The organism is Streptomyces sp. SID14436 (genome assembly GCF_010548465.1).
In the GTDB taxonomy this organism is placed as follows: Bacteria; Actinomycetota; Actinomycetes; order Streptomycetales; family Streptomycetaceae; genus Streptomyces.
Genome location: NZ_JAAGMD010000745.1, coordinates 1 through 26,109, shown reverse-complemented (window position 1 = coordinate 26,109; position 26,109 = coordinate 1). Strand labels below are relative to the sequence as shown.

25 protein-coding genes are annotated in these 26,109 nt (G+C 73.7%); 17 read left to right on the top strand and 8 right to left on the bottom strand.

The annotated features are described in order from the left end of the window. Nucleotides 1–162 precede the first annotated feature (162 nt). From G3I53_RS27225 to G3I53_RS27195, 7 genes are all read left to right on the top strand, one after another. Nucleotides 163–2,634 carry a SpoIIE family protein phosphatase gene (locus G3I53_RS27225; protein ID WP_164438872.1) on the top strand — a complete coding sequence of 824 codons (2,472 nt, stop codon included), beginning with the start codon at nucleotides 163–165 and terminating at the stop codon, nucleotides 2,632–2,634. Between the two features lie 309 nt (nucleotides 2,635–2,943). Then, a complete protein-coding gene (locus tag G3I53_RS27220; RefSeq protein ID WP_164338419.1) occupies nucleotides 2,944–3,363 on the top strand; it encodes a CBS domain-containing protein in 420 nt (139 codons plus the stop codon). A gap of 173 nt (nucleotides 3,364–3,536) precedes the next feature. After that, nucleotides 3,537–3,716 carry a hypothetical protein gene (locus tag G3I53_RS27215; protein WP_164338418.1) on the top strand — a complete coding sequence of 60 codons (180 nt, stop codon included), beginning with the start codon at nucleotides 3,537–3,539 and terminating at the stop codon, nucleotides 3,714–3,716. Between the two features lie 119 nt (nucleotides 3,717–3,835). Continuing rightward, nucleotides 3,836–4,903 carry a glucose-1-phosphate thymidylyltransferase gene (locus G3I53_RS27210; RefSeq protein WP_164338417.1) on the top strand — a complete coding sequence of 356 codons (1,068 nt, stop codon included), beginning with the start codon at nucleotides 3,836–3,838 and terminating at the stop codon, nucleotides 4,901–4,903. Continuing rightward, on the top strand, nucleotides 4,900–5,880 hold the full coding sequence (gene rfbB, locus G3I53_RS27205; protein WP_164338416.1) for a dTDP-glucose 4,6-dehydratase: 981 nt from the start codon (nucleotides 4,900–4,902) through the stop codon (nucleotides 5,878–5,880). Before G3I53_RS27210 ends, rfbB begins: the two co-directional genes overlap by 4 nt. Beyond that, a complete protein-coding gene (gene rfbD / locus G3I53_RS27200) occupies nucleotides 5,877–6,764 on the top strand; it encodes a dTDP-4-dehydrorhamnose reductase (RefSeq protein WP_164338415.1) in 888 nt (295 codons plus the stop codon). The genes rfbB and rfbD overlap by 4 nt, the downstream gene beginning before the upstream one ends. After that, the gene (locus G3I53_RS27195; protein WP_164338414.1) at nucleotides 6,751–7,554 is read left to right on the top strand and encodes a class I SAM-dependent methyltransferase; all 804 of its coding nucleotides are present in this window, start codon (nucleotides 6,751–6,753) and stop codon (nucleotides 7,552–7,554) included. The genes rfbD and G3I53_RS27195 overlap by 14 nt, the downstream gene beginning before the upstream one ends. Here G3I53_RS27195 and rfbC read toward each other — a convergent pair. After that, nucleotides 7,544–8,152 (bottom strand): dTDP-4-dehydrorhamnose 3,5-epimerase, encoded by a 609-nt coding sequence (gene rfbC, locus G3I53_RS27190; RefSeq protein ID WP_164338413.1) that lies wholly within the window; start codon nucleotides 8,150–8,152, stop codon nucleotides 7,544–7,546. The two genes, G3I53_RS27195 and rfbC, sit on opposite strands and share 11 nt — an antisense overlap. 4 nt (nucleotides 8,153–8,156) lie before the next feature. Further along, nucleotides 8,157–10,097, bottom strand: a complete 1,941-nt coding sequence (locus tag G3I53_RS27185) for a glycosyltransferase family 2 protein (protein ID WP_164438874.1) — start codon at nucleotides 10,095–10,097, stop codon at nucleotides 8,157–8,159. A 230-nt stretch (nucleotides 10,098–10,327) separates the two neighbouring features. On the opposite strand from G3I53_RS27185, the gene G3I53_RS27180 reads away from it, so the two are divergent. Continuing rightward, nucleotides 10,328–10,831 (top strand): metallophosphoesterase, encoded by a 504-nt coding sequence (locus G3I53_RS27180; protein WP_164337029.1) that lies wholly within the window; start codon nucleotides 10,328–10,330, stop codon nucleotides 10,829–10,831. Nucleotides 10,832–10,990: 159 nt separating this feature from the next. On the opposite strand, the gene G3I53_RS27175 is transcribed toward G3I53_RS27180, so the two are convergent. Then, nucleotides 10,991–12,262, bottom strand: a complete 1,272-nt coding sequence (locus tag G3I53_RS27175; RefSeq protein ID WP_164337027.1) for a PQQ-binding-like beta-propeller repeat protein — start codon at nucleotides 12,260–12,262, stop codon at nucleotides 10,991–10,993. Nucleotides 12,263–12,466: 204 nt separating this feature from the next. Between G3I53_RS27175 and G3I53_RS27170 the strand changes: the two genes are divergently transcribed. Next, nucleotides 12,467–13,129 (top strand): TetR/AcrR family transcriptional regulator, encoded by a 663-nt coding sequence (locus tag G3I53_RS27170; RefSeq protein WP_164438871.1) that lies wholly within the window; start codon nucleotides 12,467–12,469, stop codon nucleotides 13,127–13,129. Between the two features lie 68 nt (nucleotides 13,130–13,197). Here the strand turns inward: G3I53_RS27170 and G3I53_RS27165 are convergent, their stop codons facing one another. Next, entirely contained in the window at nucleotides 13,198–13,563 is a 366-nt protein-coding gene (locus tag G3I53_RS27165; protein ID WP_164333402.1) for a nuclear transport factor 2 family protein, read from the bottom strand. Between the two features lie 173 nt (nucleotides 13,564–13,736). Between G3I53_RS27165 and G3I53_RS27160 the strand changes: the two genes are divergently transcribed. Beyond that, entirely contained in the window at nucleotides 13,737–14,027 is a 291-nt protein-coding gene (locus tag G3I53_RS27160; protein ID WP_164333403.1) for a hypothetical protein, read from the top strand. Nucleotides 14,028–14,107: 80 nt separating this feature from the next. Here the strand turns inward: G3I53_RS27160 and G3I53_RS27155 are convergent, their stop codons facing one another. After that, on the bottom strand, nucleotides 14,108–15,862 hold the full coding sequence (locus tag G3I53_RS27155; protein ID WP_164333404.1) for an ABC transporter ATP-binding protein: 1,755 nt from the start codon (nucleotides 15,860–15,862) through the stop codon (nucleotides 14,108–14,110). A 169-nt stretch (nucleotides 15,863–16,031) separates the two neighbouring features. Between G3I53_RS27155 and G3I53_RS27150 the strand changes: the two genes are divergently transcribed. The 4 genes from G3I53_RS27150 to G3I53_RS27135 all read left to right on the top strand — a co-directional run bounded on the left by G3I53_RS27150 (nucleotide 16,032) and on the right by G3I53_RS27135 (nucleotide 19,642). Next, nucleotides 16,032–17,117, top strand: coding sequence for an S-(hydroxymethyl)mycothiol dehydrogenase (locus tag G3I53_RS27150; protein ID WP_164333405.1), 1,086 nt, complete (start codon nucleotides 16,032–16,034; stop codon nucleotides 17,115–17,117). Continuing rightward, the gene (locus G3I53_RS27145; RefSeq protein WP_164333406.1) at nucleotides 17,117–17,746 is read left to right on the top strand and encodes an MBL fold metallo-hydrolase; all 630 of its coding nucleotides are present in this window, start codon (nucleotides 17,117–17,119) and stop codon (nucleotides 17,744–17,746) included. Before G3I53_RS27150 ends, G3I53_RS27145 begins: the two co-directional genes overlap by 1 nt. A gap of 131 nt (nucleotides 17,747–17,877) precedes the next feature. After that, on the top strand, nucleotides 17,878–18,792 hold the full coding sequence (locus G3I53_RS27140; RefSeq protein ID WP_164333407.1) for an SDR family oxidoreductase: 915 nt from the start codon (nucleotides 17,878–17,880) through the stop codon (nucleotides 18,790–18,792). A gap of 49 nt (nucleotides 18,793–18,841) precedes the next feature. Next, nucleotides 18,842–19,642 (top strand): SDR family NAD(P)-dependent oxidoreductase, encoded by an 801-nt coding sequence (locus G3I53_RS27135; RefSeq protein ID WP_164333408.1) that lies wholly within the window; start codon nucleotides 18,842–18,844, stop codon nucleotides 19,640–19,642. Between the two features lie 23 nt (nucleotides 19,643–19,665). Here the strand turns inward: G3I53_RS27135 and G3I53_RS27130 are convergent, their stop codons facing one another. Continuing rightward, nucleotides 19,666–21,057 carry an aminotransferase class I/II-fold pyridoxal phosphate-dependent enzyme gene (locus tag G3I53_RS27130; RefSeq protein ID WP_164438870.1) on the bottom strand — a complete coding sequence of 464 codons (1,392 nt, stop codon included), beginning with the start codon at nucleotides 21,055–21,057 and terminating at the stop codon, nucleotides 19,666–19,668. 207 nt (nucleotides 21,058–21,264) lie between these two features. On the opposite strand from G3I53_RS27130, the gene G3I53_RS27125 reads away from it, so the two are divergent. Beyond that, the gene (locus tag G3I53_RS27125) at nucleotides 21,265–21,960 is read left to right on the top strand and encodes a L,D-transpeptidase family protein (RefSeq protein WP_164335237.1); all 696 of its coding nucleotides are present in this window, start codon (nucleotides 21,265–21,267) and stop codon (nucleotides 21,958–21,960) included. Between the two features lie 133 nt (nucleotides 21,961–22,093). After that, nucleotides 22,094–22,276, top strand: a complete 183-nt coding sequence (locus tag G3I53_RS27120; protein ID WP_164335239.1) for a hypothetical protein — start codon at nucleotides 22,094–22,096, stop codon at nucleotides 22,274–22,276. 79 nt (nucleotides 22,277–22,355) lie between these two features. On the opposite strand, the gene G3I53_RS27115 is transcribed toward G3I53_RS27120, so the two are convergent. Continuing rightward, nucleotides 22,356–23,717 carry a S1 family peptidase gene (locus tag G3I53_RS27115; protein WP_164335241.1) on the bottom strand — a complete coding sequence of 454 codons (1,362 nt, stop codon included), beginning with the start codon at nucleotides 23,715–23,717 and terminating at the stop codon, nucleotides 22,356–22,358. 134 nt (nucleotides 23,718–23,851) lie between these two features. After that, entirely contained in the window at nucleotides 23,852–24,898 is a 1,047-nt protein-coding gene (locus G3I53_RS27110; RefSeq protein WP_239064146.1) for a hypothetical protein, read from the bottom strand. On the opposite strand from G3I53_RS27110, the gene G3I53_RS27105 reads away from it, so the two are divergent. Then, entirely contained in the window at nucleotides 24,897–26,093 is a 1,197-nt protein-coding gene (locus G3I53_RS27105; protein ID WP_164438869.1) for an aminotransferase class I/II-fold pyridoxal phosphate-dependent enzyme, read from the top strand. The two genes, G3I53_RS27110 and G3I53_RS27105, sit on opposite strands and share 2 nt — an antisense overlap. The last annotated feature ends 16 nt before the right edge of the window (nucleotides 26,094–26,109 follow it).

Genomic DNA, 26,109 nt, shown 5'->3' with positions numbered 1-26,109 from the left:
CGGCCGGGTGTGCGACGGCCGCTGCGTCGGCCCCGGCTCCGGCCCCCGGGCCACCCGTCGCCCCTTCCGCACCGTGTCCGCCACGCCCGGCCCTCGCCCTCCCCGCGTCCCCCTGCCCGGAACGGGCCGCAGGGGCTGCGCAGGGCTGGTTTACGCGCTGTAATGGCGAACGTGGTCGGTGACGGCGCTGCGGAACGCAGCACGAGGACGCTGCGCGCGGAAAGTGCTCTCCGGACGATCGCGGCCGACCAGGAGTCCCCCGAACGCGTGCGCAGGGTGCTCGAACAGGCGCTCGTCTTCGCCGGGGCCGCGTTCGCCGCGCTGTACACGCCCGGCGCCGACGACGAGGCGCTCTGCCTGGTCGAATCGGTGGGGGTGCCCAGGAACCTGTACGGCGTGCGGGACAGCTATCCCCTCGGCAGCCGCTTCCCCGCCGCCGAGGCGGTGCGCACCGGCCGGCCGGTGTGGCTCGGGCCGAAGGAGCTCGCCGAGCACGCGCACTCGCGCCGGGTCCCGGCGCGCGACTTCTTCCTGGCCGCGCTGCCCGTGCGGGAGGGGTCCGGCTGCCTCCTCGCGGTGAGCGAACGCCCCGACGGCTTCGACCACGACGACCGGACCGGCCTGCGGCTGGTCGCCGACGCCATCGCGTCCCCGCCCCCCGCCGTGCCCACGGACGGCGACGACCTGCCCCCGGGCGGCTTCAGCCTGGCCATGGACTCCGGCCGCGTCCGGGTGGGCGAGCACATCCTCGAACTGTTCGGCCTGGACCCCGACGAGTTCGACGGCCGGGTGGAGAGCCTGCTCGGCCTGACCGTGCCGGAGGACCTGCCGTCCCTGATGTCCGTGGTCGAGGCCGACCACATGTCGATCGGCGAGCGCGAGCTGGAGTTCCGCGTGCTCCAGCCCACCGGCCCGCCGAAGTGGCTGCGGCTGCGCGGCCGGCTCCTGCCCGGCGGCGAGGGCACCCCCGCCCGCCTCGTGGGCTCCGTGGCGGACGCCTCCACCCTGCGCTCCGACCTCACCGACGTGGCACGCGTCCAGCGGCTCGCCGCCGCGCTGGCCACCGCGGTCACCGTCCGCGACGTGGGCAAGGCCGTGGTCGCCGCGCTGCGCCGCCCCCTGCGGGCCGACCGGATCGCGCTCGCCGAGCTGGAGAGCGACCGGCTCGTGGTCACCGTCCTCGACCCGCCCGAACCCGAGTCCTGGCCGGAGCTGTGGCGTGCCGAGTGGCGCAGCGAGTGGCCCGACGCGCCGGTGCGCGCCATGCCCACCCTCGCCGCCGCCCTGCGGGAGGGCCGGGCCCGGATCTGGCCCGCGGGCAGCCCCCTGGAGGCCGCTCTCGCCGAGGTCGGGCCCGGCGGCCTGGCCATGCTGCCGCTGCCCGCCGGGAACCGCATGGCGGGGGCCTGCCTCATCGGCTGGGACACCCCGCACGAGTTCGGCACCGACGAACGCGCCCTGCTCACCGCCGCCGCCGGTCTCGCCGGGCAGGCCCTGATGCGGGCCCGCGCCTTCGACGCCGAACACGAACTGGTCGGCATGCTCCAGCGCCAGCTGCTGCCGCGCCGTCTCCCGCGGCTGCCCGGCGCCGTCGCCGTGGCCCGCTACCTGCCCAGCACGGCGGGCCTGGAACTGGGCGGCGACTGGTACGACGTCATCCCGCTGCCCGACAACCACGTGGCCCTCGTCATCGGCGACGTCCAGGGCCACAGCGCCGCCGCGGCCACCCTCATGGGCCAGATGCGGACCGCCCTGCGCGCCTACGCCGTGGAGGGGCACCCCCCGGACGTCGTGGTCTCCCACGCCAACCGGCTGCTCATGGACATGGAGACCGACCTCTTCGCCACGTGTTGCTATGTCGACATCGACATGGAGGAGGGCTCGGCCTGGTGCGTCCGCGCGGGGCACCTCCCCCCGGTCCTGAGGCAGCCGGACGGGCGCACCGAGATCGTGGAGGCCGAGGGCGGTCCGCCGCTGGGCGTGGTGAGCCGGACCGACTTCCCGATGAGCCCGCTCCGGCTCCAGCCAGGCACGCTGATCGCCCTGACCACGGACGGCCTGGTCGAGACCCCCGATTCCGACATCGACGTGGGCATGCGGGAACTCGCCGCACACTTGTCCGACGCCGACCCGGAGGAGCTCGGCGGCATCGCCGACACCCTCCTCGCCCGGGCCCCGCGCAGCGACGACATCGCCCTGCTGCTGGTGCGCTACGACGGGATGGCGCTGCGTCCGCTCCGCGAGACCTGGACGGTGTGGCGGGTGCCGCAGGCCGTCGGACACGCCCGGCGCTTCACCCGGCGCACCGTGCGGTCCTGGGGCGTGACCGCCGCCCTCGACGCCGTGCTGCTGGCCGTGTCCGAGCTGGTCACCAACGCGCTCGTGCACACCGAGGGCCAGGTGCGCCTGGACCTCACCCTCGTCCACAACCGGCTGCGCCTCGCCGTCGCCGACTCCTCGCCCCGCAGCCCGGTCAAGCCCACCAGCATCGGCTGGGAGGCCACCGGCGGCCGGGGCATCCTCCTGGTGGAGGCCGTGTCGGACTCCTGGGGGACGCTCCCGGTCAGCGGAGGCAAGCAGGTGTGGGCGGAGTTCGCCCTGGAGGAGGGAGCAACCGGGCCCCGGAGCGAGTGAGCCACCGGGCCCCGAAGCGAGTGAGCCACCGGGCCCCGAAGCGAGTGAGCAACCGGGCCCCGAAGCGAGTGAGCAGCCGGGCGACGGAGCGGGTGAACGGCCGGAGTCCGGGGCGGCGGGGAGGACGGAGCCCCGCAGCGGGGGAGGCCGGGGCCGGCACCGCGTGCCGCGGTCACGCACCGGTGACCGACCGGCCGCACCGGGTACCCGGGCCGGGCGCACGGCACGCGCGAACGCACCGGGTACCCGGGCCGGGCGCACGGCACGCGCGCAGCCGAGTCCAGGGACCAGCCCAGGGAGGACCCCGCCATGGCCCAGTACGTCCGCGACATCATGACCTCCGTCCCGGTGACCGTGGGGCCGCACACCTCCGTCGCCGAGGTGGCCCGCGTGATGCGCGACCGCGACCTCGGGTCCGTCCTGGTGACGGACGGCGACCGGCTGCGCGGCGTGGTCACCGACCGCGACCTCGTGGTGCGCGCGCTCGCCCGCGGCACCGACCCGGAGCAGACCACCGTGGCCGGGGCGTGCAGCGACGACCCGGTGACCGTCGGCCCGGACGACGAGCTGGACCGCGCCGTACACCTGATGCGCGAGCACGCGGTGCGCCGGATGCCGGTCGTCGACGGCGCGCACCTCGTCGGGGTCATCTCTTTGGGTGACGTCGCGATCGAGCGTGACCCGGATTCCGCCCTCGGCGGGATCAGCGCCGCGCGCCCCGGGACATGACCACCGTCCGGACGGATGTACGGATCGGGAACTGCCCGCAGACCGCGCCGTGTTGCCCGCGAGGGACGGGCGCACGGGGGCTCCCCGGGGCCCGTGACGCGGCCGGCGGGTTTGCCCGCCGGACGGCCGGGGACCCGGGGCCCCAGCGGAACCCAGAAGGAAGATGATGCGTCGTGACCACGCAGATCCAGGAGACAGAGCGTGCCACCCGGTCGGAGACCGGCTGGGCGAGGGCCCGGCGACTGCGGAGCGAGCCGCCCCTGCGGACCTGCCTGCCGGCCCTGGCCGACCGTGCCGAGCCCGCCACGCCGGGGACGGGCGTCGAGACGAACATCGTGCGGGGCGAGGACTGACGGTCCGCCGGGGACGAAGCGGGAATCGAGGGGCTTGACCGGAACTCTCGCCGAAAGTCGTCATGAACGAGCACAACACATGACGCCCGTGGAGCCTCGAGACCACTATGGTGAGCCGAATGAAGGCTCTCGTGCTGTCCGGCGGTGCCGGAACCCGGCTGAGGCCGATCACCCACACCTCGGCCAAGCAACTGGTGCCCGTCGCCAACAAACCCGTGCTGTTCTACGGGCTGGAGTCCCTCGCGGACGCGGGTATCACGGACGTCGGGATGATCGTCGGTGACACGGCCGCGGAGATCGAGGAAGCGGTCGGCGACGGATCGGCGTTCGGTCTCAAGGTCACCTACATTCCCCAGGAACAGCCCCTCGGGCTGGCTCACGCCGTGCTGATCGCCCGTGACTGGCTCGGCGACGACGACTTCGTGATGTACCTCGGCGACAACTTCATCGTCGGCGGCATCACCGGTCTCGTCGACGAGTTCCGCCGTCACCGGCCCGACGCGCAGATCCTGCTCACCCGCGTCGCCGACCCCCGCTCCTTCGGCGTGGCCGAACTCGACGCGTCCGGGCAGGTGATCGGCCTGGAGGAGAAGCCCGACGACCCCAAGAGCGACCTCGCGCTGGTGGGCGTCTACCTCTTCACCCCCGCGATCCACGACGCGGTGCGCGCCATCCGCCCCTCCTGGCGGGGCGAACTCGAAATCACCCACGCCATCCAGCATTTGATCGACGCGCGCGCCGACGTGCGCTGTACGGTCATCCACGGCTACTGGAAGGACACCGGCAACGTCGTCGACATGCTGGAGGTCAACCGCTCGGTCCTCGAAGGGCTCGACCGCCGCATCGACGGCGACATCGACGACGACTCGGAGGCCATCGGCCGGGTGGTCGTGGAGGAGGGGGCGCGGATCGTCGGCTCACGCATCGTCGGCCCCGCCGTGATCGCCGCCGGCACGGTCGTCACACATTCCTACATCGGCCCCTTCACCTCCGTCGCCGAGAACTGCCGGATCACCGACAGCGAGGTCGAGTTCTCCATCGTGCTGCGGGACTCCTCCATCGACGGCGTGAGCCGTATCGAGGCCTCGCTGATCGGCCGGCACGTCGAGGTGACCCCGGCACCCAGCGTCCCCAGCGCCCACCGACTCGTCCTCGGAGACCACAGCAAGGTGCAGATCCACACATGAACCTCCTCGTCACCGGCGCCGCCGGCTTCATCGGCTCCCGCTACGTCCGCTCCCTGCTCGCGGCCGACGCGCCCGACGCGCCGCGGATCACCGTGCTGGACGCCCTCACCTACGCCGGCACCCTCGACAACCTCGAACTCGACCACCCGCGCCTGGAGTTCGTGCAGGGCGACATCCGGGACGCCGAACTGGTGGGCAAGCTGACCGCCGAGGCCGACCACGTGGTCCACTTCGCCGCCGAGTCCCACGTCGACCGCTCCATCCTCACCGCCTCCGACTTCGTCCTCACCAACGTGGTCGGCACCCAGGTCCTGCTCGACGCCGCCCTGCGCCACGGCGTCGGCACCTTCGTGCACGTGTCCACCGACGAGGTCTACGGCTCGATCGCCTCCGGCTCGGCCACTGAGGAGTACCCGCTGGAGCCCAGCTCCCCGTACTCCGCCTCCAAGGCGTCCTCCGACCTGCTCGCCCTCGCCTACCACCGCACCCACGGCCTGGACGTCCGCGTCACCCGCTGCTCCAACAACTACGGGCCGCACCAGTTCCCCGAGAAGGTCATCCCGCTCTTCGTCACCAACCTCCTCGACGGGAAGAAGGTCCCCCTCTACGGCGAGGGGCTCAACGTCCGCGACTGGCTGTACGTCGACGACCACTGCGCCGGCGTGGAACTCGTCCGCACCCAGGGCCGGCCCGGCGAGGTCTACAACATCGGCGGCGGCACCGAACTCACCAACAAGGAGCTCACCGGCCTCCTCCTCGACGCCTGCGGCGCCGGCTGGGACAGCGTGGAGTACGTCGAGGACCGCAAGGGCCACGACCTGCGCTACTCGGTGGACTGGAGCAAGGCCCGCGACGAACTCGGCTACCGGCCCCGCCACGACTTCACCACCGGCCTCGCCGAGACCGTCGCCTGGTACCGGGACAACCGTGCCTGGTGGGAACCGCTGAAGCAGCGCGTCACCGGAGGCCGGTCGTGAGCTGGCTGGTCACCGGGGCCGCCGGCATGCTCGGCCGGGACGTCGTCGACGCCCTCACCCGGCGCGGCGAGCAGGTCACCGGCCTCGACCGGGCCGCCCTCGACATCACCTCCGCCGACGCCGTCGACCGGGCCCTGGCCGTCCACCGCCCCTCCCTCGTCGTCAACTGCGCCGCCTACACCGCCGTCGACGCCGCCGAGACCGACGAGGCCGCCGCCACCCGCGTCAACGGCGACGGCCCACGGCAGCTCGCCCGCGCCTGCGCCGCCCACGGCGCCCGCCTGATCCACGTCTCCACCGACTACGTCTTCTCCGGCGACGCCCGCACCACCCCCTACCCCGAGGACCACCCCACCGGCCCGCGCACCGCCTACGGCCGCTCCAAACTGGCCGGCGAGCGGGCCGTGCTGGAGGAACTGCCCGACGCGAGCGCCGTGGTGCGCACCGCCTGGCTGTACGGGGTCCACGGCACCAACTTCGTGCGGACGATGATCGGTCTCGAGGCCGGCCGCCCCACCGTCGACGTCGTCGACGACCAGCGGGGACAGCCCACCTGGAGCGCGGACGTCGCCGAACGCATCGCCGACCTCGGCCCCCGCGTCGGCGACGGCACGCACGGCGTCTTCCACGCCACCAACTCCGGCGAGGCCACCTGGTACGAGCTGGCCCGGGAGGTGTTCCGGCTCATCGGCGCCGACCCCGCACGGGTCCGGCCCACCACCGGCGCGGCCTTCCCCCGGCCCGCACCGCGCCCCGCCTACAGCGCCCTCGCACACGGCCGCTGGCAGGACATCGGCCTGCCGGAGCCCCGCGACTGGCGTTCCGCCCTGCACGAAGCACTGCCCCGCATCCGCAAGGAGAGTCCCCTTCGTGAAACGCCATGAGTTCCTGCGGGAACTGCACAAGGTCAGCGCCAACCGCAACTACCTGGAGATCGGGGTCAACGACGGGCGCAGCCTGCGCCTGTCCCGCGTCCCCAGCATCGCGATCGACCCCGCCTTCAAGGTGGTCTCGGAGATCAAGTGCGACGTCCACCTGGTGAAGGCCACCAGTGACGACTTCTTCGCCCGCGACAATCCGCTGGCCCACCTCAAGGGCGGCCGTCACCCGCTGCGCAACCTGCGCCGCGGCCGCAGCCCCCTCGGGCACTGGCGCCGCACCACGCTCGACCTGTCCTTCATCGACGGCATGCACCTGTTCGAGTACGCGCTGCGCGACTTCATGAACGTCGAGAAGCACTCCGACTGGTCCAGCGTCATCGTCTTCGACGACATGCTGCCGCGCACCGTGGACGAGGCGGCCCGGGACCGGCACACCGGCGCCTGGACCGGTGACGTCTACAAGATCACCGAGGTGCTCGCGCGGCACCGCCCCGACCTGATGACGATCCTCGTCGACACCCAGCCCACCGGACAGCTCGTCGTCTTCGGCGCCGACCCCGGCAACACGGTGCTGCACGACAAGTACGACGAGCTCATGGCCGAGTACAAGGTGCCCGACCCCCAGAAAGTCCCGGAGGCCATCCTGGAGCGGGCCGGGGCCGTGCCGCCCGAGGCGCTGCTCGAGGCCGGGTTCTGGCGTGCGCTCGTCCAGGCCCGCAACCGGGGCCTGTCGCGGCGCATGGGCTGGGAGCCCCTGCGCCGCGCCCTGGAACAGGTCGGCGTCAGCCGCTGAGCCCCCTGCCGCGCAGCTCCTCGGAGCGTGCGCGGCAGGCCGCGTAGGACGGCAGCAGGCCGAGGCGCTCCGCCTCGGCCAGCGTCGGCGCCTGACCGTCCTTCGCGGACAGCACCGGGTCGATGCCCTCCGGCCAGGCGATGCCGAGGGCCGGGTCCAGCGGGTGCACCCCGTGCTCCCGCCCGGGCGCGTAGCCCGTCGAGCACAGGTACACCACGGTCGCGTCGTCGGTCAGCGCCATGAAGGCGTGCCCCAGCCCCTCGCCGAGGAACACCGCGTGCCGCGTGTCGTCGTCGAGCCGTACGGCCTCCCAGCGTCCGTAGCCGGGGGAGCCGACCCGCAGGTCGACCACCACGTCCAGGACCGCGCCCCGCACACAGGTCACGTACTTGGCCTGGCCGGGCGGCACGTCCGAGAAGTGCACCCCGCGCACCACGCCCCGCCGCGAGACGGAGCAGTTGGCCTGCGCGAGGGTCAGGTCGTAGCCGGTCGCCTCACGGAACTCCTCGCCCCGGTACCACTCGTGGAAGCTGCCCCGCTCGTCGGGGAACACCTTGGGTTCCAGCACCCAGGCGCCCTCGATGTCCAGCGCGCGCACCCCGTCACCGCCTTCCCTTGATCATCGGTGCTACTCGCCCGCGGACCGAACCGAGCACCCGCCGGGCCCGTCCCGCAAGTCTCCGTGCCGCGCCGGGGCGCGGAACCGGCACCACCAGCGTCCTGCCGCCGCGGGCGCGCAGGGCGAACGGCAGGGGGGTGAAGCGTGGCTCGGCGGCGTCCGGGGCCGGGCAGAGGGCGACCCGCCAGGTGCCGCGCGGCAGTCCGGCCGGCAGGGTCGACTCCAGCCACGAACCCGTGTCGCCGGGGGCGGTGTTCAGCGTCCCGGCCGCGTGCAGCGTCCGCCCCGACGCGGTGAACCGGATCCGGACGGGCGTGCCGTGCCGGGCGTGCAGCGGCAGCCGGGCCCGCAGCCGGGCTCCGGAGAAGGACACGTCCGGCCGCCGCACCCGGTCCAGGCCGAGGCGGCGTCCCTTCACGCCCGTGATCAGCGCGAGGTGGCCCTGCGGCTCCGTCCAGTACGGCAGCACCGCGCGGCCGCCGGCCGTGACGCCGGCGTCGGGCTCCGGCCGGGTGGCGCGCGGTGCGGGGCCCAGGCGGCACTCCTTGGTCCAGCCGCCCAGCCTGACCCGGGCCACGGCGTCCCAGAGGCCGTCGTGGGGCAGGGTGCCGGGGTCGACGGCCGCGCTCGCCCGGAGCACCAGCCGGACCCGCTCGCCGTCGTCGGCGGCGACCGTCTCCCGGGTGAAGTCCACGGGCTGGAAGTACTGGGCGGAGGTGGACCGCTCCCGCAGCAGCAGGTCCGCGGTGGCCTGCCCGGCGCGGGCCGCGGTCTCAGCGGTCACCCAGGCCGTCGCCTCCTCCACGTTCTTCGGCGTGTCGGTGAGCGGTGTGCGCGCGGCGTCGGCGGGGAACGTCAGGGGCCGCCCGCCCGAGGTGTACTCGGCGGTGAAGCCGACGTGCAGCGCACCGTCCCGCCACTCCACCGCGACGGGCGTCGCGACCGGGGCCACCCCGGCCTCCCACTCGGCGAAGGCCACCATGTCGTCGTACCGGTCGGCCGCGGTGAACGCGGCCACGACCTGCTGCGTCGGCTGCAGTCCGGCCGCGACCCCGGGGCCGAAGCGTTCGACGACCACCTTGTGGATCTCCGCGAACAGCTCCCGGCGGTAGTCGTCGGGCAGTGCCAGCACGCGCCGGGCGCGCAGCCGCTCCACCATCTCCACCCGCAGCCAGCGGCGGAACAGCCGGTCCCGGAGGGGGCCCGGCTCGGTGTACCGCTCCACCACGTCCAGCGCCTCACGGAGGTTCTTGAAGTAGCCCACCGGGTCGAAGCGCTGGAAACCGGCGTTGGAGGCGTCGTCCCGCCGGATGTGGTAGTAGCACACGTAGTCACTGAGCACCGACACGTTGTCCGCGCGGAGGTACGCCTCGGTGACGAAGACGTGGTCCTCCAGCCGCCGCCGCCCCTCCGGGAAGCGCAGGCCGGTCCGGTCGAGGAACTCCCGGCGGAACATCTTGTGCGGGGTGAGACTGTCGATCAGCGGGGCGTTCTCGACGGTGGCCCGGGGGTGGTTGCGGCGGAACAGCTCCACCGGCACCCCGCGGTTCTTGCCGGCCATCTTGCCGACGACGACGTCCGCGCCGTGGGCGACGCCGTACGCGTACATCCGCTCCAGGGCCTCGTCGCCCAGGTAGTCGTCGTTGTCGACGAACATCACGAACTCGCCGCGCGCGGCGGCGATGCCGACGTTGCGCGGCTTGCCCGACCAGCCGGAGTTCTCCTGGTGGATCACCCGCATCCGCGGGTCCTCGGCGGCCAGCCGGTCGAGGCGGTCCGGTGTCCCGTCCGTGGACCCGTCGTCGACGAAGATCGCCTCGTACTCGTCGTGGGGCAGTGACTGCCGCTGGAGCGAGGAGATGCAGTCCTCGATGTAGTTTCCCGGGTTGTACACGGGAACGATGACGCTGACCTTGACCGGCATCGCGATGTGGGGCCCTTCGGGTGAGGTGCCGTCGAACGGGCGGACATGGGGTGCGCTGCCCGGGCACAGCCTTCTGGACACCGCCCTTCCATCCTCCCACCGCCGCCCGCCCGGCCCCGCGATCGACACCGGCGCGTCCCCGCCGACCGGCCCGTGCGGCAGGCGACTTGGGGCCGCGCCACGGCGTGCGGTGCCCCGTCGCGGCGTGTGGTGCGGATAGGTTGCCTCCCGTGCGACTGCTGCTGATGTCCGACACCCATGTGCCCAGACGCGCGAAGGCGCTGCCCGCCCGGCTGCTCGGTGAACTGCCGCGTGCCGACGTCGTCGTGCACGCCGGGGACTGGGTCGACGAGGCCACGCTCGACGTGCTGGAAGACCGCAGCCGCCGGCTCCTCGCCGTCTACGGCAACAACGACGGCCCCGGCCTGCGGTCACGGCTGCCGGAGGTGGCGTACGCCGAGCTGGAGGGCCTGCGCCTCGGAGTCGTCCACGAGACCGGACCCGCGCAGGGGCGGGAGAGCCGCTGCGCCGCCCGGTTCCCCGACCTCGACGTGCTGGTGTTCGGGCACAGTCACATCCCGTGGGACACCACGGCCGCCACGGGTCTGCGTCTGCTCAATCCGGGCTCACCGACGGACCGTCGCCGCCAGCCGTACTGCACCTACATGACCGCCACGGTCACCGCGGGCGTGCTGGAATCGGTGGAACTCCACCGGCTGCCACCCCGGCGCTGAGGGCCTTGCCGGGGGCCCGGCCGGCGGGCCGGGCCGCTTCGTGTCGGTGGAAGCGGCCCGGGCGCTGCGAGTAGTTGCGCTCTCACGGACCTCCTTCCGACGCTCGGAGGTGATACCGGGGCGACTACCCCTCCCCGGCACACTCACACACCTTTTTTCTCAGCCGCCCGACGGACCGGTCCAGCCGGCCGGGACCGTGCCGAGACGGACCCGCTGCGGATGGTCGCCGACGGGCACCGAGACGGTCTTCTCGCCGGTGGCGAAGTCGATGGCCGTGACCCGGTCGGCACCGCTCTCGGACACCACGCAGGACTGCCCGTCGCCGCTGACGGTCGCCCAGTACGGCTTGGACACGGGGACGAGGGGGCCCTCCCGCAGGGTGGCGCGGTCGACGACCGTGGCGTAGTCGTCCATGGTGCCCGCCACGCACAGCTTGCTGCCGTCGGGCTTCATGGTGATGCCGTGGTGACGGGAGTCGTTGACCCAGGTGGTGCGGTCGGTGCTGGTGGCCGGGTTCTTCGGCAGGGTCTTGGTGCGGGTGATGCGGTCGGTGGCGACGTCGTACTCGAAGAAGCCGTGGAAGAACGACACCTGGAAGTACAGCGTGGACTCGTCGGGGGAGAAGACGGCCGGGCGGACGGCGTCGGAGTGCTCCCTGAGCCCGGCGGCGTCGAGCCGGTCCCGCATGTCGACGACCCTCACCTGCTCGAAGGTGGTGGCGTCGGCGACGGTGATCCGCCGGTCGCCCTTCGTCCAGTCCAGCCAGGGGGCGTCGAGCGCGGTGTTGACCTCGCCGATGGACATGTTCCAGATGTACCGGCCGTCGGAGCTGAAGATGTTCTCGTGCGGCTTGTCGCCGGTCCGGAAGGAACCGACCTGCCGGCCGGTGGCGATGTCCAGCACGTGCACCGTGTTGGACGTGGAGGCGGAGACCGCGACCCGGGTGCCGTCGGGAGAGACGGCCATGTGGTCGGAGCGGTAACCCGACACCGGGAAGCGCCAGTTGATCCGGCCGGTGGCGAGGTCCAGGGAGACGACGTCGGCGAAGCTGGGCCGGGAGACCACCACCGAGCGGCCGTCCGGGGTGGAGTACATGTCGTCGACCAGCTGGTCGTGTCCCTCGCCGACGCCGTTGCGGATGGCCATGAAGTAGATCCAGCGGATCGGGTCGGCGTTGATCTGTGCCATCCGCTCCTTGCGGTCGGGGACGACGTCGATCCGGCCGATCTTCGCGAAGTCGCCGCCGGACGCGATGACGTCGGCGGTGCCGTCCCAGTTGTTGCCGACGAACATCACCCGCCGCGCGGCGGACGAGCCGCCGGGGCCGCCCTCGGCGGCGGTGGCGGTGGTCGCGGGCATTGCGGCGGTGAGGGCGAGGGCGGCGGCGACGGAGCACAGGTGTCTCAGGTGCCTGGTTCTGCGGACCGGCATGACGGATCCCTCCGGGACGGGGACGGGGACGGGTGCGGGGCGTGGCGGCACTCGGGATGGTGACGCGGGCATGCCAAAGAGGAGGCCGGAGATCTGAACAGCAGTGCTTTCAGAATCAACTTACTGAAAAGTAGGGACGGGGGGCCTTCTCCACAAGACCGCGTACACGACAAACTTGGAGATCGCAGGAGGAGGGGAGGGCCGGTGCCGGACGGGACCAGGACGCGGAGCGGGCGCTACGCCGGCAAGTCCGCCGAGGAACGCAGGGCGGAACGCCGCCGCAGGTTCCTCGACGCCGCGCTCCAGCTGTTCGGTGCCGGCCCCGGCTACCGCGCCACCACGGTCGCCGCCCTCAGTGAGGCCGCGGGACTGTCCACCCGGCAGTTCTACGAGGAGTTCCGCACCCTGGAGGACGTCCTGGCCGCGCTCCACCTGGCGGTCAACGACCGGACCGAGGAGGCGGTGCTGGCCGCCGCGGCCGCCGCCACCGGGCTGCCGCTCCCGGAGCGGGCCACCGCGATCTTCCACGCCTACGCCGCCCACGTCACCGGCGACCCCCGCCGGATCCGCATCACCTTCGTCGAGATCGTCGGCGTCAGCCCGCGCCTGGAACGCCAGCGCCTCGCCCGCCGCGCCCGCTGGATCGACCTCATCCGCGCCGAGGCCGACGCCGCCGCGGCCCGCGGGGAAGCCGCACCGCGCGACTACCGCCTGCCCGCCACGGCGTTCATCGGCAGCGTCAACGGCCTGCTCCACGACTGGAGTGCGGGCTGGGTCGACGCCACCCGCGAGGAGGTGGTGGACGAACTCGTCCGTCAGCTCCTGGCCGTCCTGCGCCCCGCCGGCTGGGCCGCCCCGGCGACCTGATCACCCGGCCCGCGGCGGGACGCGGCCCGCACCTCCCGGCGCCGCCGCCCGCCGCGGGACCGCACGCCCTACTCGTCCCAGGCCTGGATCAGCGTCTGCCCGGTGATCCTGCCGTCCCGCAGCGACAGCATCGACTCCGAGAGCACCCGCACCCCGTCCGGGTAGCGGCAGCTCTCGCTGTAGGCGGCGTGATCCCCCTGGACCACGCACTGCTCCAGCTTGTGCGTCATGTCCCGGCTGTACACGTCGTCGAGCATCGCCGCGATCTCGTCCCGGCCGCGCAGCACCTTCGGGTGGCTGGGCTGTGCGGTGTGGTCGACGATGCGCAGTTCGGCGTCGTCCGCGTAGAGCGACAGCAGCACTTCCGCGTTGTCCGCCTCGATGCCCCGGCGCAGGGTGTCGTTGTCGAAGGCGGGTCCTGCCGAGGTAGTCATGATGACCTCCTTGAGGGGCCGCGGCCCGGCCCGGTGCGGGCCACGAGACGCCTCACCTACGAGACTCCTCCGCATCGGCGGCCACGGCAAGCGCGCTCCGCGCGCTCCGCCCGACGGGTGAGCCGGGGCGTCCGCACCGTGACCCGGACGGTCCCGCGCGCGTTGCTGAGGGCATGATCTCCACACGACGTCTCGTCGCCGCCGTCGGTCTCGCCGCCTCGGTCACCGGCCTCGCCGCGCCGATGGCGAGCGCCGCCGACCTCCCGGCGGCCGGCCCGCTCAACCCGGTCAGCACCCTCGACTCGCTGGTGGTCAGCGAGATCCCCGTCGAGCACAAGGACGACATGCTGCTGCCCTCCTCGCAGCTGACCGGCCTCAACCGGCTCAATGACCTGAATCAGCTGAACCAGCTCACCGGCCTGGCCGCCCCGGTCTTCGGCGCGATCCCCGCCGTCCAGACCTGACGGGCCGCGTCCCGCCCGCGAGGGGCCGTGCCGGAAAGGGGCGGCCCCCGCGTCCGTCCGCGCCGGGGACCGCCCCGCCGTCACTCGGCCGTCGCCAGGAACTGCGTCGCCGCGAGCTCCGCGTACAGCGGATCGCCGGTCACCAGCTCGCGGTGCGTGCCGACGGCGCGGACCCGGCCGGCGTCCATCACCACGATCCGGTCGGCCGCCGTCACCGTCGACAGCCGGTGCGCCACCACCAGCACCGTCGTCGTCCGCGCCACATCGGCGACGGTGTCGCGCAGCGCCGCCTCGTTCACCGCGTCGAGCTGCGAGGTCGCCTCGTCGAGCAGCAGCAGCCGCGGGCGGCGCAGGAGGGCGCGGGCGATGGCGACCCGCTGCCGCTCACCGCCGGACAGCTTGGTGCCGCGATGCCCGACCAAGGTGTCCAGGCCGTCGGGCAGCCGGTCCACCAGACCGTCCAGCCGGGTCGTCTTCAGCACCCGCGCGAGCGTGGCGTCGTCCGCCTCCGGGTTGCCCAGCAGCAGGTTGTCCCGCAGCGAGCCGGACAGCACCGGCGCGTCCTGCTCCACGTAGCCGATGGACGCCCGCAACCGGGGCAGCTCCCAGTCGGCCAGGTCCCGCCCGTCCAGCGTGATCGTGCCGGAGTGCGGCTCGTAGAACCGCTCGATCAGCGAGAACACGGTCGTCTTGCCCGCGCCGGACGGTCCGACGAACGCCGTCATGCCCTGTGCGGGCACCGTGAACGTCACCCCGTGGTGGACGAACGGCAGGTCGTCGGCGTAGCGGAAGCGGACGTCGCGGAAGGCGAGCGCGGCGGGCGCGGTGCCCGGCTCGGGCAACGGGGCCGGGCGGGCCGCCGGTTCGGCGGGCAGGCGCAGCGCCTCCTGGATGCGGGACAGGGCCGCACTGCCCGTCTGGTACCGGGTGACGGCGCCGACGAGCTGGGAGACGGGCGCCATCAGGTAGAACACGAACAGCAGGAACGCCACCAGGGTGCCGATGTCGATGGCGCCCGTCGCGACCCGCGCACCGCCCACCGCGAGCACCGTGATGAAGGCGATCTGCATCGACAGTCCCGCCGTGTTGCCCGCCGCCGCCGACCACTTGGCCGCCCGCACGCTCTGCCGCCACGACTCCTGCGCCGCCTCGTGCAGCACCCGCTCCTCCCGCGGCTCCGCACCCGACGCCTTGACCGTGCGCAGCGCGCCCAGCACCCGCTCCAGCGACGCGCCCATCACCCCGACCGCGTCCTGCGCCTGCCGGCTGGCCCGGCTGATGCGCGGCACGATCAGGCCGAGGACCGTGCCGGCGCCCGCGATCACCGCCAGCGTCACGGCCAGCAGGACCGGGTCCACGAAGCCCATCAGCACCACGGTCGCGACCAGGGTGAGCCCACCGGTGCCGACTCCGACCAGCGAATCGGTGGTGACCTCGCGCAGCAGCGTGGTGTCGGAGGTGATCCGCGCCATCAGGTCGCCGGCCTCGCTGCGGTCGACGGCCGGGACGCGCAGCCGCAGCAGGTACGACGACAGCGAACGCCGCGCCCCGAGGACCACCGACTCCGCGGTGCGCCGCAGCACGTACGAACCCACCGCGCCGAGCACCGCGTTGGCGACGACGAGCGCCGACATCAGCAGCACCGCCCCGGTGATGGCCCGGTCGTCCGCCAGATCGCCGATCAGGTCCCGGGCCACCAGCGGCAGCATCAGGCCCGTCGCCCCGGTCAGCAGCGACAGCACGGCACCGCCCAGCAGGGCCCACCGGTGCGGTCGCACGTACTCCAGCAGCAGCCGCCGGGCAGGCGGGCCGCTCTCCGTCTCGGTCAGGCTCACGATGTCCCTTCGGCGCGCAGCTCGGCCCACAGGCTACGTCGGCGGCCCGCCGCGGGGGCCCGCGGGTTTCCCGGCGACCGGGGCCGCCACCTGCCCGGCACGGCCGGTCACCGGCGGTTTCGTCGTAGGGTCGGAGGAGAAGGTGACGGCAGCGGACGAAGGAGTCAGCATGGCGCAGGAAGTGCGCGGCGTGATCGCGCCGGGCAAGGACGAGCCGGTACGCGTCGAGACGATCGTCGTACCCGACCCGGGGCCGGGCGAGGCGGTCGTCAAGGTCCAGGCCTGCGGTGTGTGCCACACCGACCTGCACTACAAGCAGGGCGGCATCAACGACGACTTCCCGTTCCTGCTCGGCCACGAGGCGGCCGGCGTGGTGGAGTCGGTGGGCGACGGCGTCACCGACGTCGCACCCGGTGACTTCGTCGTCCTCAACTGGCGTGCGGTGTGCGGCGCGTGCCGGGCCTGTCTGCGCGGACGCCCCTGGTACTGCTTCGACACGCACAACGCGCGGCAGAAGATGACCCTGACCGACGGCACCGAACTGTCCCCGGCCCTGGGCATCGGCGCCTTCGCCGAGAAGACGCTGGTCGCCGCCGGGCAGTGCACCAAGGTCGACCCGGCCGTCTCCCCGGCCGTCGCCGGGCTGCTGGGCTGCGGGGTGATGGCCGGCATCGGTGCCGCGATCAACACCGGCGAGGTCGGCCGCGGCGACTCCGTCGCCGTCATCGGCTGCGGCGGCGTCGGCGACGCGGCGATCGCGGGTTCCCGGCTGGCGGGCGCCGCGAAGATCATCGCCGTCGACATCGACGACCGGAAGCTGGAGACCGCCCGTTCCATGGGCGCCACGCACACCGTCAACTCCCGGCAGACCGACCCCGTGGAGGCGATCCGGGAGCTCACCGGCGGCTTCGGCGCCGACGTCGTCATCGAGGCCGTCGGCCGCCCCGAGACCTACCGGCAGGCGTTCTACGCCCGTGACCTGGCCGGCACGGTGGTGCTGGTGGGCGTGCCCACCCCCGACATGAAGCTGGAACTGCCGCTGCTCGACGTGTTCGGCCGCGGCGGCGCACTGAAGTCCTCGTGGTACGGCGACTGCCTGCCGTCCCGGGACTTCCCGATGCTCGTCGACCTGCATCTGCAGGGACGGCTTGACCTGGAGGCGTTCGTGACCGAGACGATCGGACTGGACGAGGTGGAGAAGGCGTTCGAGCGGATGCACCGCGGCGACGTGCTGCGTTCGGTGGTGGTGCTGTGATGGCCGCCCGCATCGAACGACTCGTCACGTCCGGCCAGTTCAGCCTCGACGGCGGCACCTGGGACGTGGACAACAACGTGTGGATCGTCGGCGACGACCACGAGGTGATCGTCATCGACGCCGCCCACGACGCCGACGCCATCGCCGAGGCCGTCGGCGACCGCCGGCTCACCGCGATCGTGTGCACCCACGCCCACAACGACCACGTCAACGCCGCGCCCGCGCTCGCCGAGCGCACCGGCGCCGCCATCTGGCTGCACCGCGACGACCTGCCGCTGTGGAAGCAGACCCACCCGGACCGCGACCCCGACCACTGGCTGGTCGACGGCCAGGTGATCGAGGCGGCCGGCTGCGACCTCACGGTGCTGCACACCCCCGGGCACGCGCCGGGCGCGGTCTGCCTCTACGACCAGGGCCTGGGCACCGTCTTCACCGGGGACACCCTGTTCCAGGGCGGGCCCGGCGCCACCGGCCGCTCGTACTCCCACTTCCCGACGATCATCGACTCGATCCGGGACCGGCTGCTCACCCTCCCGCCCGAGACCGAGGTCCGCACCGGCCACGGCGACAGCACCACCATCGGCGCGGAGGCCCCGCACCTCGAGGAGTGGATCGCCCGCGGCCACTGAGCCGCGGGCGGCCGCCGCCCGGCCGGCCGGTGCGTCCGGCCGGGCGACTCCCCGGAAAAGGCGACAGAAGATGTCCGGCTTACCCGCCACCCTGTGAAGGGACAGCACAGCGCGGTGACAGGAGGCCGGACATGTCGGAGCAGCTCAAGGACAGGGTCGCACTGGTGGCAGGGGCGACCCGGGGCGCCGGACGCGGCATCGCCGTGGAACTGGGCGCCGCCGGCGCGACCGTCTACGTGACCGGCCGCACCACCCGCGACCGCCGCTCCGAGTACGACCGCCCCGAGACCATCGAGGACACCGCCGACCTCGTCACCGAGGCCGGCGGCACCGGCATCGCGGTGCCCACCGACCACCTCGATCCCGCGCAGGTGCGCGCGCTGGTCGAGCGCATCGACGACGAACAGGGCCGGCTCGACGTCCTCGTCAACGACATCTGGGGCGGCGAGCACCTGTTCGGGTGGGACGTGCCCGTCTGGGAGCACGACCTCGACAAGGGGCTGCGACTGCTCCGGCTCGCCGTCGACACCCACGCCATCACCAGCCACCACGCGCTGCCCCTGCTGCTGCGCCACCCCGGCGGACTCGTCGTCGAGGTCACCGACGGCACCGCCGACTACAACCGCGACACCTACCGCGTGTCCTTCTTCTACGACCTCGCCAAGTCCTCCGTCCTGCGCATGGCCTTCGCCCTCGGCCACGAGCTGGGCCCGCGCGGCGCCACCGCCGTCGCCCTCACGCCCGGCTGGCTGCGCTCCGAGATCATGCTCGAGCACTACGGAGTGCGCGAGGACAACTGGCGCGACGCCCTCGACCGCGTCCCGCACTTCGCCATCTCCGAGACGCCCCGCTACGTCGGCCGCGCCGTCACCGCGCTCGCCGCCGACCCGGACGTGGCCCGGTTCAACGGCACGTCCCTCTCCAGCGGCGGCCTCGCCCGCGCGTACGGCTTCACCGACCTCGACGGCAGCCGGCCCGACGCCTGGCGCTACCTCGTCGAGGTCCAGGACCGGGACCTGCCCGCCGACGTGACCGGATACCGCTGATCGCCGCCGCCCCCTGCCGCGGTGATCGTCCGGCCAGTACCGTCACCCCATGACGACGGACAGCGGACGTTTCGACGGGTACGGGGTTCTGGTCACCGGCGGGGCGCGCGGCATCGGCGCCGCCACCGCCCAGCGGCTGGCGCGGGAGGGCGCCCGGGTCCTGGTGGCCGACCGGGACGCGGCCGAGGCCGAACGGCATGCCGCCGCCCTGCGCGAACAGGGTGGCACCGCCGAGGGCGTGGGCTGCGACGTGGCCGACCGGGCCTCGGTGGAGGCCGCCGTCGCACGCGCCGTCGACGCCTTCGGCTCGCTCGACGTCCTGGTCAACAACGCGGCCCACTGCACCCCGGACGGGGCCCGCTTCGAGGACGGGGAGGACGAGGACTGGGCCGCCGACCTCGACGTCACCCTCGTCGGCGCCTACCGCTGCTGCCGCGCCGCCCTGCCGCACCTCGCCGCCTCCGGCCGGGGCGCCGTGGTGAGCATCGGCTCGGTCAACGGCCTCCAGCACTTCGGCAACCACGCCTACAGCGCCGCCAAGGCCGGGCTGATGTCCCTCACCCGGACCCTCGCCGGCCACGCCGGGCCCCGCGGGGTGCGGGTCAACCTGGTGGCGCCGGGCACCGTCCGCACCCGGGCCTGGGAGGGCCGGGACGACGACCTGGAGGCCATGCGCCGCGTCTACCCTCTGCGCCGGGTGGGCGAGCCCGAGGACATCGCCGCCGCCGTGGCCTTCCTCGCCTCCCGCGACGCCGCCTGGATCACCGGCCACACCCTGGTCGTCGACGGCGGCATCACCGCGGTCAACTCCGGCTTCCTGCACGCCCTGTCCGGCCCGCCGGAGGACTGACCCGACCGCGACCGGCCCGGCGGTCAGCCGGCGAGGGCCGCCGACAGGGCGCCGGCCACCCGCTCCACGTCCGCCGGCTGCGTCCGCCAGTTGCTGAACGCGGCCCGCAGCGCCGGCACCCCGCCGTACACCGTCGGCGTGAGGAACGCCTCGCCGCCGGCCGCCACCGCGCGGTCCAGCGCGGCGACCCGTTCCGCGCTCGGGTCGTCAAGGAGCGTGAAGCACACCACGTTGAGCCGGACCGGGGCCAGCAGCCGGAGCCCCGGGATGCGCTCGACGTGCTCACCGAGCAGGCGCGCCGACGCCACGTTGCGTTCGACGATCTCGCGGTGCCCGGCCCGGCCGTAGGCCATGAGCGAGAACCACGCCGGCAGCGCCCGCAGGCGGCGCGAGGTCTCCGGGGTGAGGTGCAGGAAGTCCGGTTCACCGCCGGGCGGGCCCAGGTAGGCGGCGGCGTTGTGGAACACGGCCGTCTGCAGGTCCCGGCGCCGGGTGAACTGCACGGCGGAGTCGTAGGGCACGTTCAGCCACTTGTGCAGGTCCACGCAGACCGAGTCGGCCGCGTCCAGGCCGTCGACCAGGGACGCGTGGGCGGGGGAGAGGGCGGCGAAGCCGCCGAAGGCGGCGTCCACGTGCAGCCAGAAGTCGTGCCTCTCGCGCAGCGCGGCCACGGCCCGCAGGTCGTCGAAGTCCACGGTGTTCACCGTCCCCGCGTTCGCCACCACGATCACCGGCCGCCCCGCCCGCTCGGCGAGCGCGGTGTCCAGCGCGGCCACGTCCACCGCCTCGCGGTTGCCCGGCAGGACCGGCACCTGCCGCACCGCGCCCCGGCCGACACCGAGGACGGACAGCGCCTTGCCGATCGTGGAGTGCGGGCTGCCCGACAGCACCTCGACCGGGCCCAGCGCGGCCACCCCGTCGTCCGCCACGTCCACCCCGAGCCGTTCCCCCAGCCATTCACGGGCGACGGCCAGCCCCACCGTGTTGGACATCGTCGCGCCGGAGACGAACGCCCCGTGGTGCTCCTCGCCCAGCCCGAACAGCTCCCGCAGCCAGCCCACCGTCTCCCGCTCCAGGGCGGCCGCCCAGGACCCCACGGCGGCGTTGGCGTTCTGGTCGTAGGCCCCGGTCAGCCAGTCGCCGGTGAGCGCGGCGGGCGTCGCCCCGCCGGTCACGAAGCCGAGGTAGCGGGGGCCCGCCGAGCCGGAGAAGCCCGGCGCCCACCGTTCGGCGAACCGGGCCAGCGCGCCGTCGGTGCCGACCCCGTGCGGGGGCAGCTTCCGTGGGGCCGGCGCCGCGTCGAGGCGGGCCACGGGCCGCTCGGACAGTCCGCCCACCTCCCGGACGGCGAAGTCGCGGGCGCTCTGCAGGAGCTGGGGGAGCCGGGCGAGATCACCGGCGAGTGCACGGTCCATGACCGAAGCCTAGGCTCCGGCCCCCCGGCCGGGTCCCGGTCCACCGCGCGGCGGGTGGCCCGTTTTACGCCGCCCGGCCGCGGCCTTTGTCACCGTTCGGTCGCGACCGGCCCGCGGCCACAACCGAACCCGCCGGGCGGATGTCTAGGTGACGTACAGCACGGACAGCACGGACCACGACCGCTTCCCGGAAAGGCATGACGGACCATGGGGGACATTCGCAGACGGGGCGCCGTCGCCCTCGGGATCACCGCGCTGGTGACCCCGCTCGCACTCGCCGCCGGCACCGCCCCGGCGCACGCCGCGAGCTGCACCACCAAGGCGGGGCCGTACCAGAAGAAGGTGGAGAAGTTCCTCGGCCGACCGGCCGACGGAAAGCAGTCCGCCGCGGACTGCAAGGCGATCCGCGCCTTCCAGACCAAGCACGGCATCTCGCCGAACATCGGCTACGCGGGCCCCGTCACCTGGGGCGTGATGAACCTGATGCAGAAGCAGAAGGCCGTCGGCAAGAACCCCAACCAGGCCGGCAAGTGCCCGGTGAACAAGGGCCGGATCGCCTGCGTGAACCTCACGCTGCAGATCAGCTGGATCCAGGACGGCAAGAAGCTCACCTACGGCCCCGTGCCGGTGCGCACCGGGCGCAACGGGCACGAGACGCGCACCGGCCTGAAGAAGATCTACTGGCGCAACATCGACCACGTCTCGACGATCTACGACGTGCCGATGCCCTACAGCCAGTTCTTCGACGGCGGGCAGGCCTTCCACTCGGCGGGCGTCAGCATGTGGAACCCGCCCGGCTCGCACGGCTGCGTCAACATGACGAAGAAGGACGCCAAGAAGTACTGGTCGCTGCTGAAGAAGAACGACGACGTCTACGTGTACGGCCGCAAGCCGGGCACCTGACACGGCCGGGCACCCGGCCCGTGCCGGGGTGTGAACTCGCCCACGTTCGGCGGCAGATGGACGTGATCAGCGACACGTCTGAAATGTCCGATGCGCGTGCGATTACTCACAGCGCCTTCACTTCGGTCGCCGTATGCTTCACAGCATGTCCACCAGTGTTGAAGCCTCCGAGCGATCGGCTGCCGAGGTCAACGAGGAGATCCGGGCCCTGTGGCTCCGGTCGGGCGGGACACTGAGCGTCGAGCAGCGCGAGCAGTACCAGCGCCTGGTCCTGGAATGGGCCGCGGCCCTCCCGCAATCGGCCGAAGCGGCCTGACCCCCGCGGACCTCGGCGGCGCACGTCATCCACCGGGCACCCGCCCTGCGCGGGTGCCCTTCCGGCGTTCCGGGGCCGGTCAGCCCCAGGTGGCCGAGTAGTGCCGCCGGTAGGCCTTGCGGTCCTGCTCGGCCCGGATCCAGCGGGTCGCCACCAGCGCCACCAGACTGCCCCCCATGATCAGCATGCCCGGCCCGACGTTCCGCGGGTCGGTGAGCCGCGACAGCAGCGTCGACGCGTCCGGGATGCCCGTGCCCGTCCCCGGTGACGTGCCGCCGACCGCGTCGGCGGCCTCGCTCGCCGACGGGGCCGGAGCGGCCGTCGCGGTGCCGTCTCCGTCCTGCCCCGACACGATGAGCTTCACCTTCAGCTGCGTCAGCGCCTTCGTCAGGGGCTGGAAGTACGTCGTGCCGCCGGCCCGGCAGTCGCCGCTGCCGCCCGAGGTGACGCCCAGCGCGACGCCCTCCGAGAACATCGGGCCGCCGCTGTCGCCCGGCTCGGCGCACACGTTGGTCTCGATCAGGCCGCTGACCGTGCCCTCCGGGTAGTTGACCGTCGCGCCGAGCGCGGTGACCTCCCCGTCGCGCAGTCCGGTCGTGGAGCCGCTGCGGAACACCCGCTGACCGACGGCGGCCTCGCCCACCCCGGTGATCCGGATGCCCTTGCCGTCCCCGACCGCCACCACCCCGGCGCCCGGGCCCGCCTTGCCGCTGTCGTACTCGATCAGCGAGTAGTCGTCGCCGGGGAAGCTGCCGCCGACCGTGGTGCCCACCTGCTCCCGGCCCCCGCCGTCGGCGAACCACACCGAGCCGTCCGGCCCGCAGTGCCCGGCCGTCAGGATGAACTCCCGGCTGCCGTCGGTCACGTTGAAGCCCGCCGAACAGCGGCCCGCGGTCGACAGGATGGGCTCCGCCCCGTTGAGGCGGAGCGTGAACGTCCCCTCCGTGCGCTCCATGCGGACGAATCCGCCGATGTCCTCGGCCACGCCGGTCAGTTCGGACCAGTCGTCGGCGGACACCGTGCGGTCGCCCCGGACCACCACCTCGTTCGACCGGTAGTCCAGCGCCCACGCCGTGCCCGGCACCCTCGGGGCCTCCCGCAGGGTGGAGGTGGCCGCCTTGAGGTCCTTCAGGCTGTGCCGCACCATCCGGGGCTCGGCACCGGCCCGGCGCACCTCGTCCGCGGCCTCCTCGTCGGTCACCGCGACCACCGTGCCGCCGTCGTCGGCGATCCAGCTGCCGCCCGTGCGGGACGCCCCGAGCCGCGACACCAACTCCGCTCCCGGGCCCGCCTCCTGCTCGGCGGCGGCGTACGGGACCGCCTCCGGAACCGGGGGTTCACTCGCGACGGCGCGCGTCACCATCGTGCCCCCCAGGAGGAGTCCGCCGACGGCCGCCAGCCGTGTCACTCGCCGGACGACCCGTCGTCGTGCGTGCCTCATGCATGGCTCCCGAACCAGAACAACGCGGTGCGCGCGCACCGCGGGGGCCTCCGCCGAGTGGAGTGCCCCCTCTCCATACGGCGCCGGGCGCCCGGGTGTTCACCGGTGGAGGGGAGGTCCGTCCCGGAGGGACGTCAACCGGCCACGTGGACCGCCGGGCCGGCGTCCGGGGCGAGGGCGCGCCGGCTCCGGGCGTCGCCCCACACCGACGTCGCGACGACGTACGGGCGCAGCAGCGCGGTGAGGGCCGGATCGCCGCGGCCGTTCAGCTCGTCGGAGGCGATCCGCCGGGCCGTCCCGGCGAGGAAGTCGGCCAGCTGGACCCGGGCGTCCGACCGCGCGACCACCAGCTCCAGACCGCTCAGGCGGATGCCCGCCCGGCGGGCCGACTCCTCGACCCACGCGATGTGCTCCGGCGTCAGGATGTTCTGCCGGTCGTGCACGAGCCGCACCGCCCGCCCGCCCGCGCTCCAGTGCGCGGCCGTCGAGACGATGGCCGGAAGCAGCGGCTCCAGTACCGGGATGTGCCCGTTCGCACCGCCGGACAGCCCCGCCCGGTACGCCTCGGCCCGGTCCCGCTGCTCCGCCAGCCGGTCCAGGAGGCCGGCCGCCGGCGTACCGGGGCGGGCCGCGCGCAGGGCGTCGAGCGTGGTGCGGAAGTGCACGGCGGGCGCCAGCGGGCCACCGTCGTCGCGGGCGCGCAGCAGCCGGTTGGCCGCCGCGAGGAACGCGAGCCACCCCTCGTCCCCGAGGTCGCGGCGTCCGGTGCGGTACAGCGCGGCGGCCGCCAGCGGGTCGCCCAGCAGCAGGCCGGTGACCCGGTCCACCACGAAGTACGCCTTCTCCGTCAGATGCACCCCGGCCCGGCCGTGGATCGGCCCGCCGGGGGCGAGCAGCCACTCCAGCACCCGCCGGTGCTTCTCCCGCAGCAGGTGGTTGGCCTTGTACTCCTCGGCGGGGGAGCGGATGCGGTCGCGGACCTCGTCCAGGGCCAGGGCCGCCGCGGCCACCGGGACGTGCACCCCGGCGTGGGCGAACACGTCGGTGTTCCCGCCGGTCAGGTTCTCGCCGTCCGACCCCGATTCGTCGCAGGCCACCTCCAGCGCGGGGCCGGTCTCGGCGCCGCCTGTCGTGTCCGCGTCGTCGTCGCCCACTCCTCGGCCCCCTATCGTGTGCTCCATGACCAGGATCCCGCACGAACCGTCCGGTGAACCGAATCCGCTCCAGGTCCTCTCCCTCGACCAGCTGCGCCGTCGCACCAGCGCGAAGTGGCGCACCTATCCCGACGACGTGCTGCCCCTGTGGGTGGCCGAGATGGACGTCCCGCTCGCCGAACCGGTGGTGCGGGCCGTGACCGACGCGCTCGCCCTCGGCGACACCGGGTACGCGTCGGGCACCCGCTGTGCGGAGGCGCTGGCCGCCTTCGCCGCGAAACGGTGGAACTGGGACGGGGTGGCCGTGGAGCGCACGGCCGTCGTGCCCGACGTCATGACGGGCGTCGTCGAGTTGCTCAAGCTGGTCACGAGGCCGGGGGACGCGGTGGTGGTCAACCCGCCGGTCTATCCGCCCTTCTACGGCTTCGTCGGGCACCTGGACCGCCGGGTCGTCGAGGCCCCGCTCGGTGCGGACGGCCGGCTGGATCCGGAGATCCTGGAGGACACCTACCGGCGGGTGACGGAGGACGGGCGGCAGGCCGCCCACCTGCTGTGCAGCCCGCAGAACCCGACCGGCACCGTGCACACCCGCGAGGAGCTGGCCACCGTCGCCGCACTCGCCGAGCGGCACGGGGTGCGGGTCGTCGCCGACGAGGCGCACGCGCCGCTGGCCGTCGGCGACGAGCCGTTCGTGCCGTACCTGAGCGTGCCCGGCGCCGAACGCGGCCTGTCGGTGATGTCCGCCTCGAAGGCCTGGAACCTGGCCGGTCTGCGGGCCGCCGTGGCCCTGGCCGGCCCGGCGGCCGCCGAGGACCTGGCGCGGCTGCCGGAGGAGGCCTCCGACGGCCCGAACCACGTCGGCGTGATCGCCCAGACCGCCGCCCTCACGGACGGCACCCCCTGGCTGGACGCGCTGCTCGACGGCCTGGCCGCCCAGCGCTCCCTGCTGGCGTCGCTCCTCGCCGAGCACCTGCCCGGGGTCCGCTACCGCCCCGGCGCCGCCACCTACCTGGCCTGGCTCGACTGCCGTCCCCTCGGCCTCGGCGACGACCCGGCGAGCGTCTTCCTGGAGCAGGGCCGGGTCGCCCTCAACCCCGGCCCGACGTTCGGCACGGGAGGGGAGGGGCACGCCCGGCTGAACTTCGGGACGTCGGCCGAGGTGCTCACGGAGGCGGTGCGCAGGATGGGGCGCGCCGCCGCACGCCACGGCGGCGCCGGCTGACCGGCGGACGGCGGGC

Excerpts from the sequence above, each read along its gene's own strand:
- G3I53_RS27225 (WP_164438872.1), top strand. The coding sequence starts at position 163 with ATGGCGAACGTGGTCGGTGACGGCGCTGCGGAACGCAGCACGAGGACG.
- G3I53_RS27220 (WP_164338419.1), top strand. The coding sequence starts at position 2,944 with ATGGCCCAGTACGTCCGCGACATCATGACCTCCGTCCCGGTGACCGTG.
- G3I53_RS27210 (WP_164338417.1), top strand. The coding sequence starts at position 3,836 with ATGAAGGCTCTCGTGCTGTCCGGCGGTGCCGGAACCCGGCTGAGGCCG.
- rfbB (WP_164338416.1), top strand. The coding sequence starts at position 4,900 with ATGAACCTCCTCGTCACCGGCGCCGCCGGCTTCATCGGCTCCCGCTAC.
- G3I53_RS27185 (WP_164438874.1), bottom strand. The coding sequence starts at position 10,097 with ATGCCGGTCAAGGTCAGCGTCATCGTTCCCGTGTACAACCCGGGAAAC.
- G3I53_RS27175 (WP_164337027.1), bottom strand. The coding sequence starts at position 12,262 with ATGCCGGTCCGCAGAACCAGGCACCTGAGACACCTGTGCTCCGTCGCC.
- G3I53_RS27165 (WP_164333402.1), bottom strand. The coding sequence starts at position 13,563 with ATGACTACCTCGGCAGGACCCGCCTTCGACAACGACACCCTGCGCCGG.
- G3I53_RS27160 (WP_164333403.1), top strand. The coding sequence starts at position 13,737 with ATGATCTCCACACGACGTCTCGTCGCCGCCGTCGGTCTCGCCGCCTCG.
- G3I53_RS27150 (WP_164333405.1), top strand. The coding sequence starts at position 16,032 with ATGGCGCAGGAAGTGCGCGGCGTGATCGCGCCGGGCAAGGACGAGCCG.
- G3I53_RS27145 (WP_164333406.1), top strand. The coding sequence starts at position 17,117 with ATGGCCGCCCGCATCGAACGACTCGTCACGTCCGGCCAGTTCAGCCTC.
- G3I53_RS27140 (WP_164333407.1), top strand. The coding sequence starts at position 17,878 with ATGTCGGAGCAGCTCAAGGACAGGGTCGCACTGGTGGCAGGGGCGACC.
- G3I53_RS27135 (WP_164333408.1), top strand. The coding sequence starts at position 18,842 with ATGACGACGGACAGCGGACGTTTCGACGGGTACGGGGTTCTGGTCACC.
- G3I53_RS27130 (WP_164438870.1), bottom strand. The coding sequence starts at position 21,057 with ATGGACCGTGCACTCGCCGGTGATCTCGCCCGGCTCCCCCAGCTCCTG.
- G3I53_RS27125 (WP_164335237.1), top strand. The coding sequence starts at position 21,265 with ATGGGGGACATTCGCAGACGGGGCGCCGTCGCCCTCGGGATCACCGCG.
- G3I53_RS27120 (WP_164335239.1), top strand. The coding sequence starts at position 22,094 with ATGCTTCACAGCATGTCCACCAGTGTTGAAGCCTCCGAGCGATCGGCT.
- G3I53_RS27115 (WP_164335241.1), bottom strand. The coding sequence starts at position 23,717 with ATGAGGCACGCACGACGACGGGTCGTCCGGCGAGTGACACGGCTGGCG.
- G3I53_RS27105 (WP_164438869.1), top strand. The coding sequence starts at position 24,897 with ATGACCAGGATCCCGCACGAACCGTCCGGTGAACCGAATCCGCTCCAG.
- G3I53_RS27110 (WP_239064146.1), bottom strand. The coding sequence starts at position 24,898 with ATGGAGCACACGATAGGGGGCCGAGGAGTGGGCGACGACGACGCGGAC.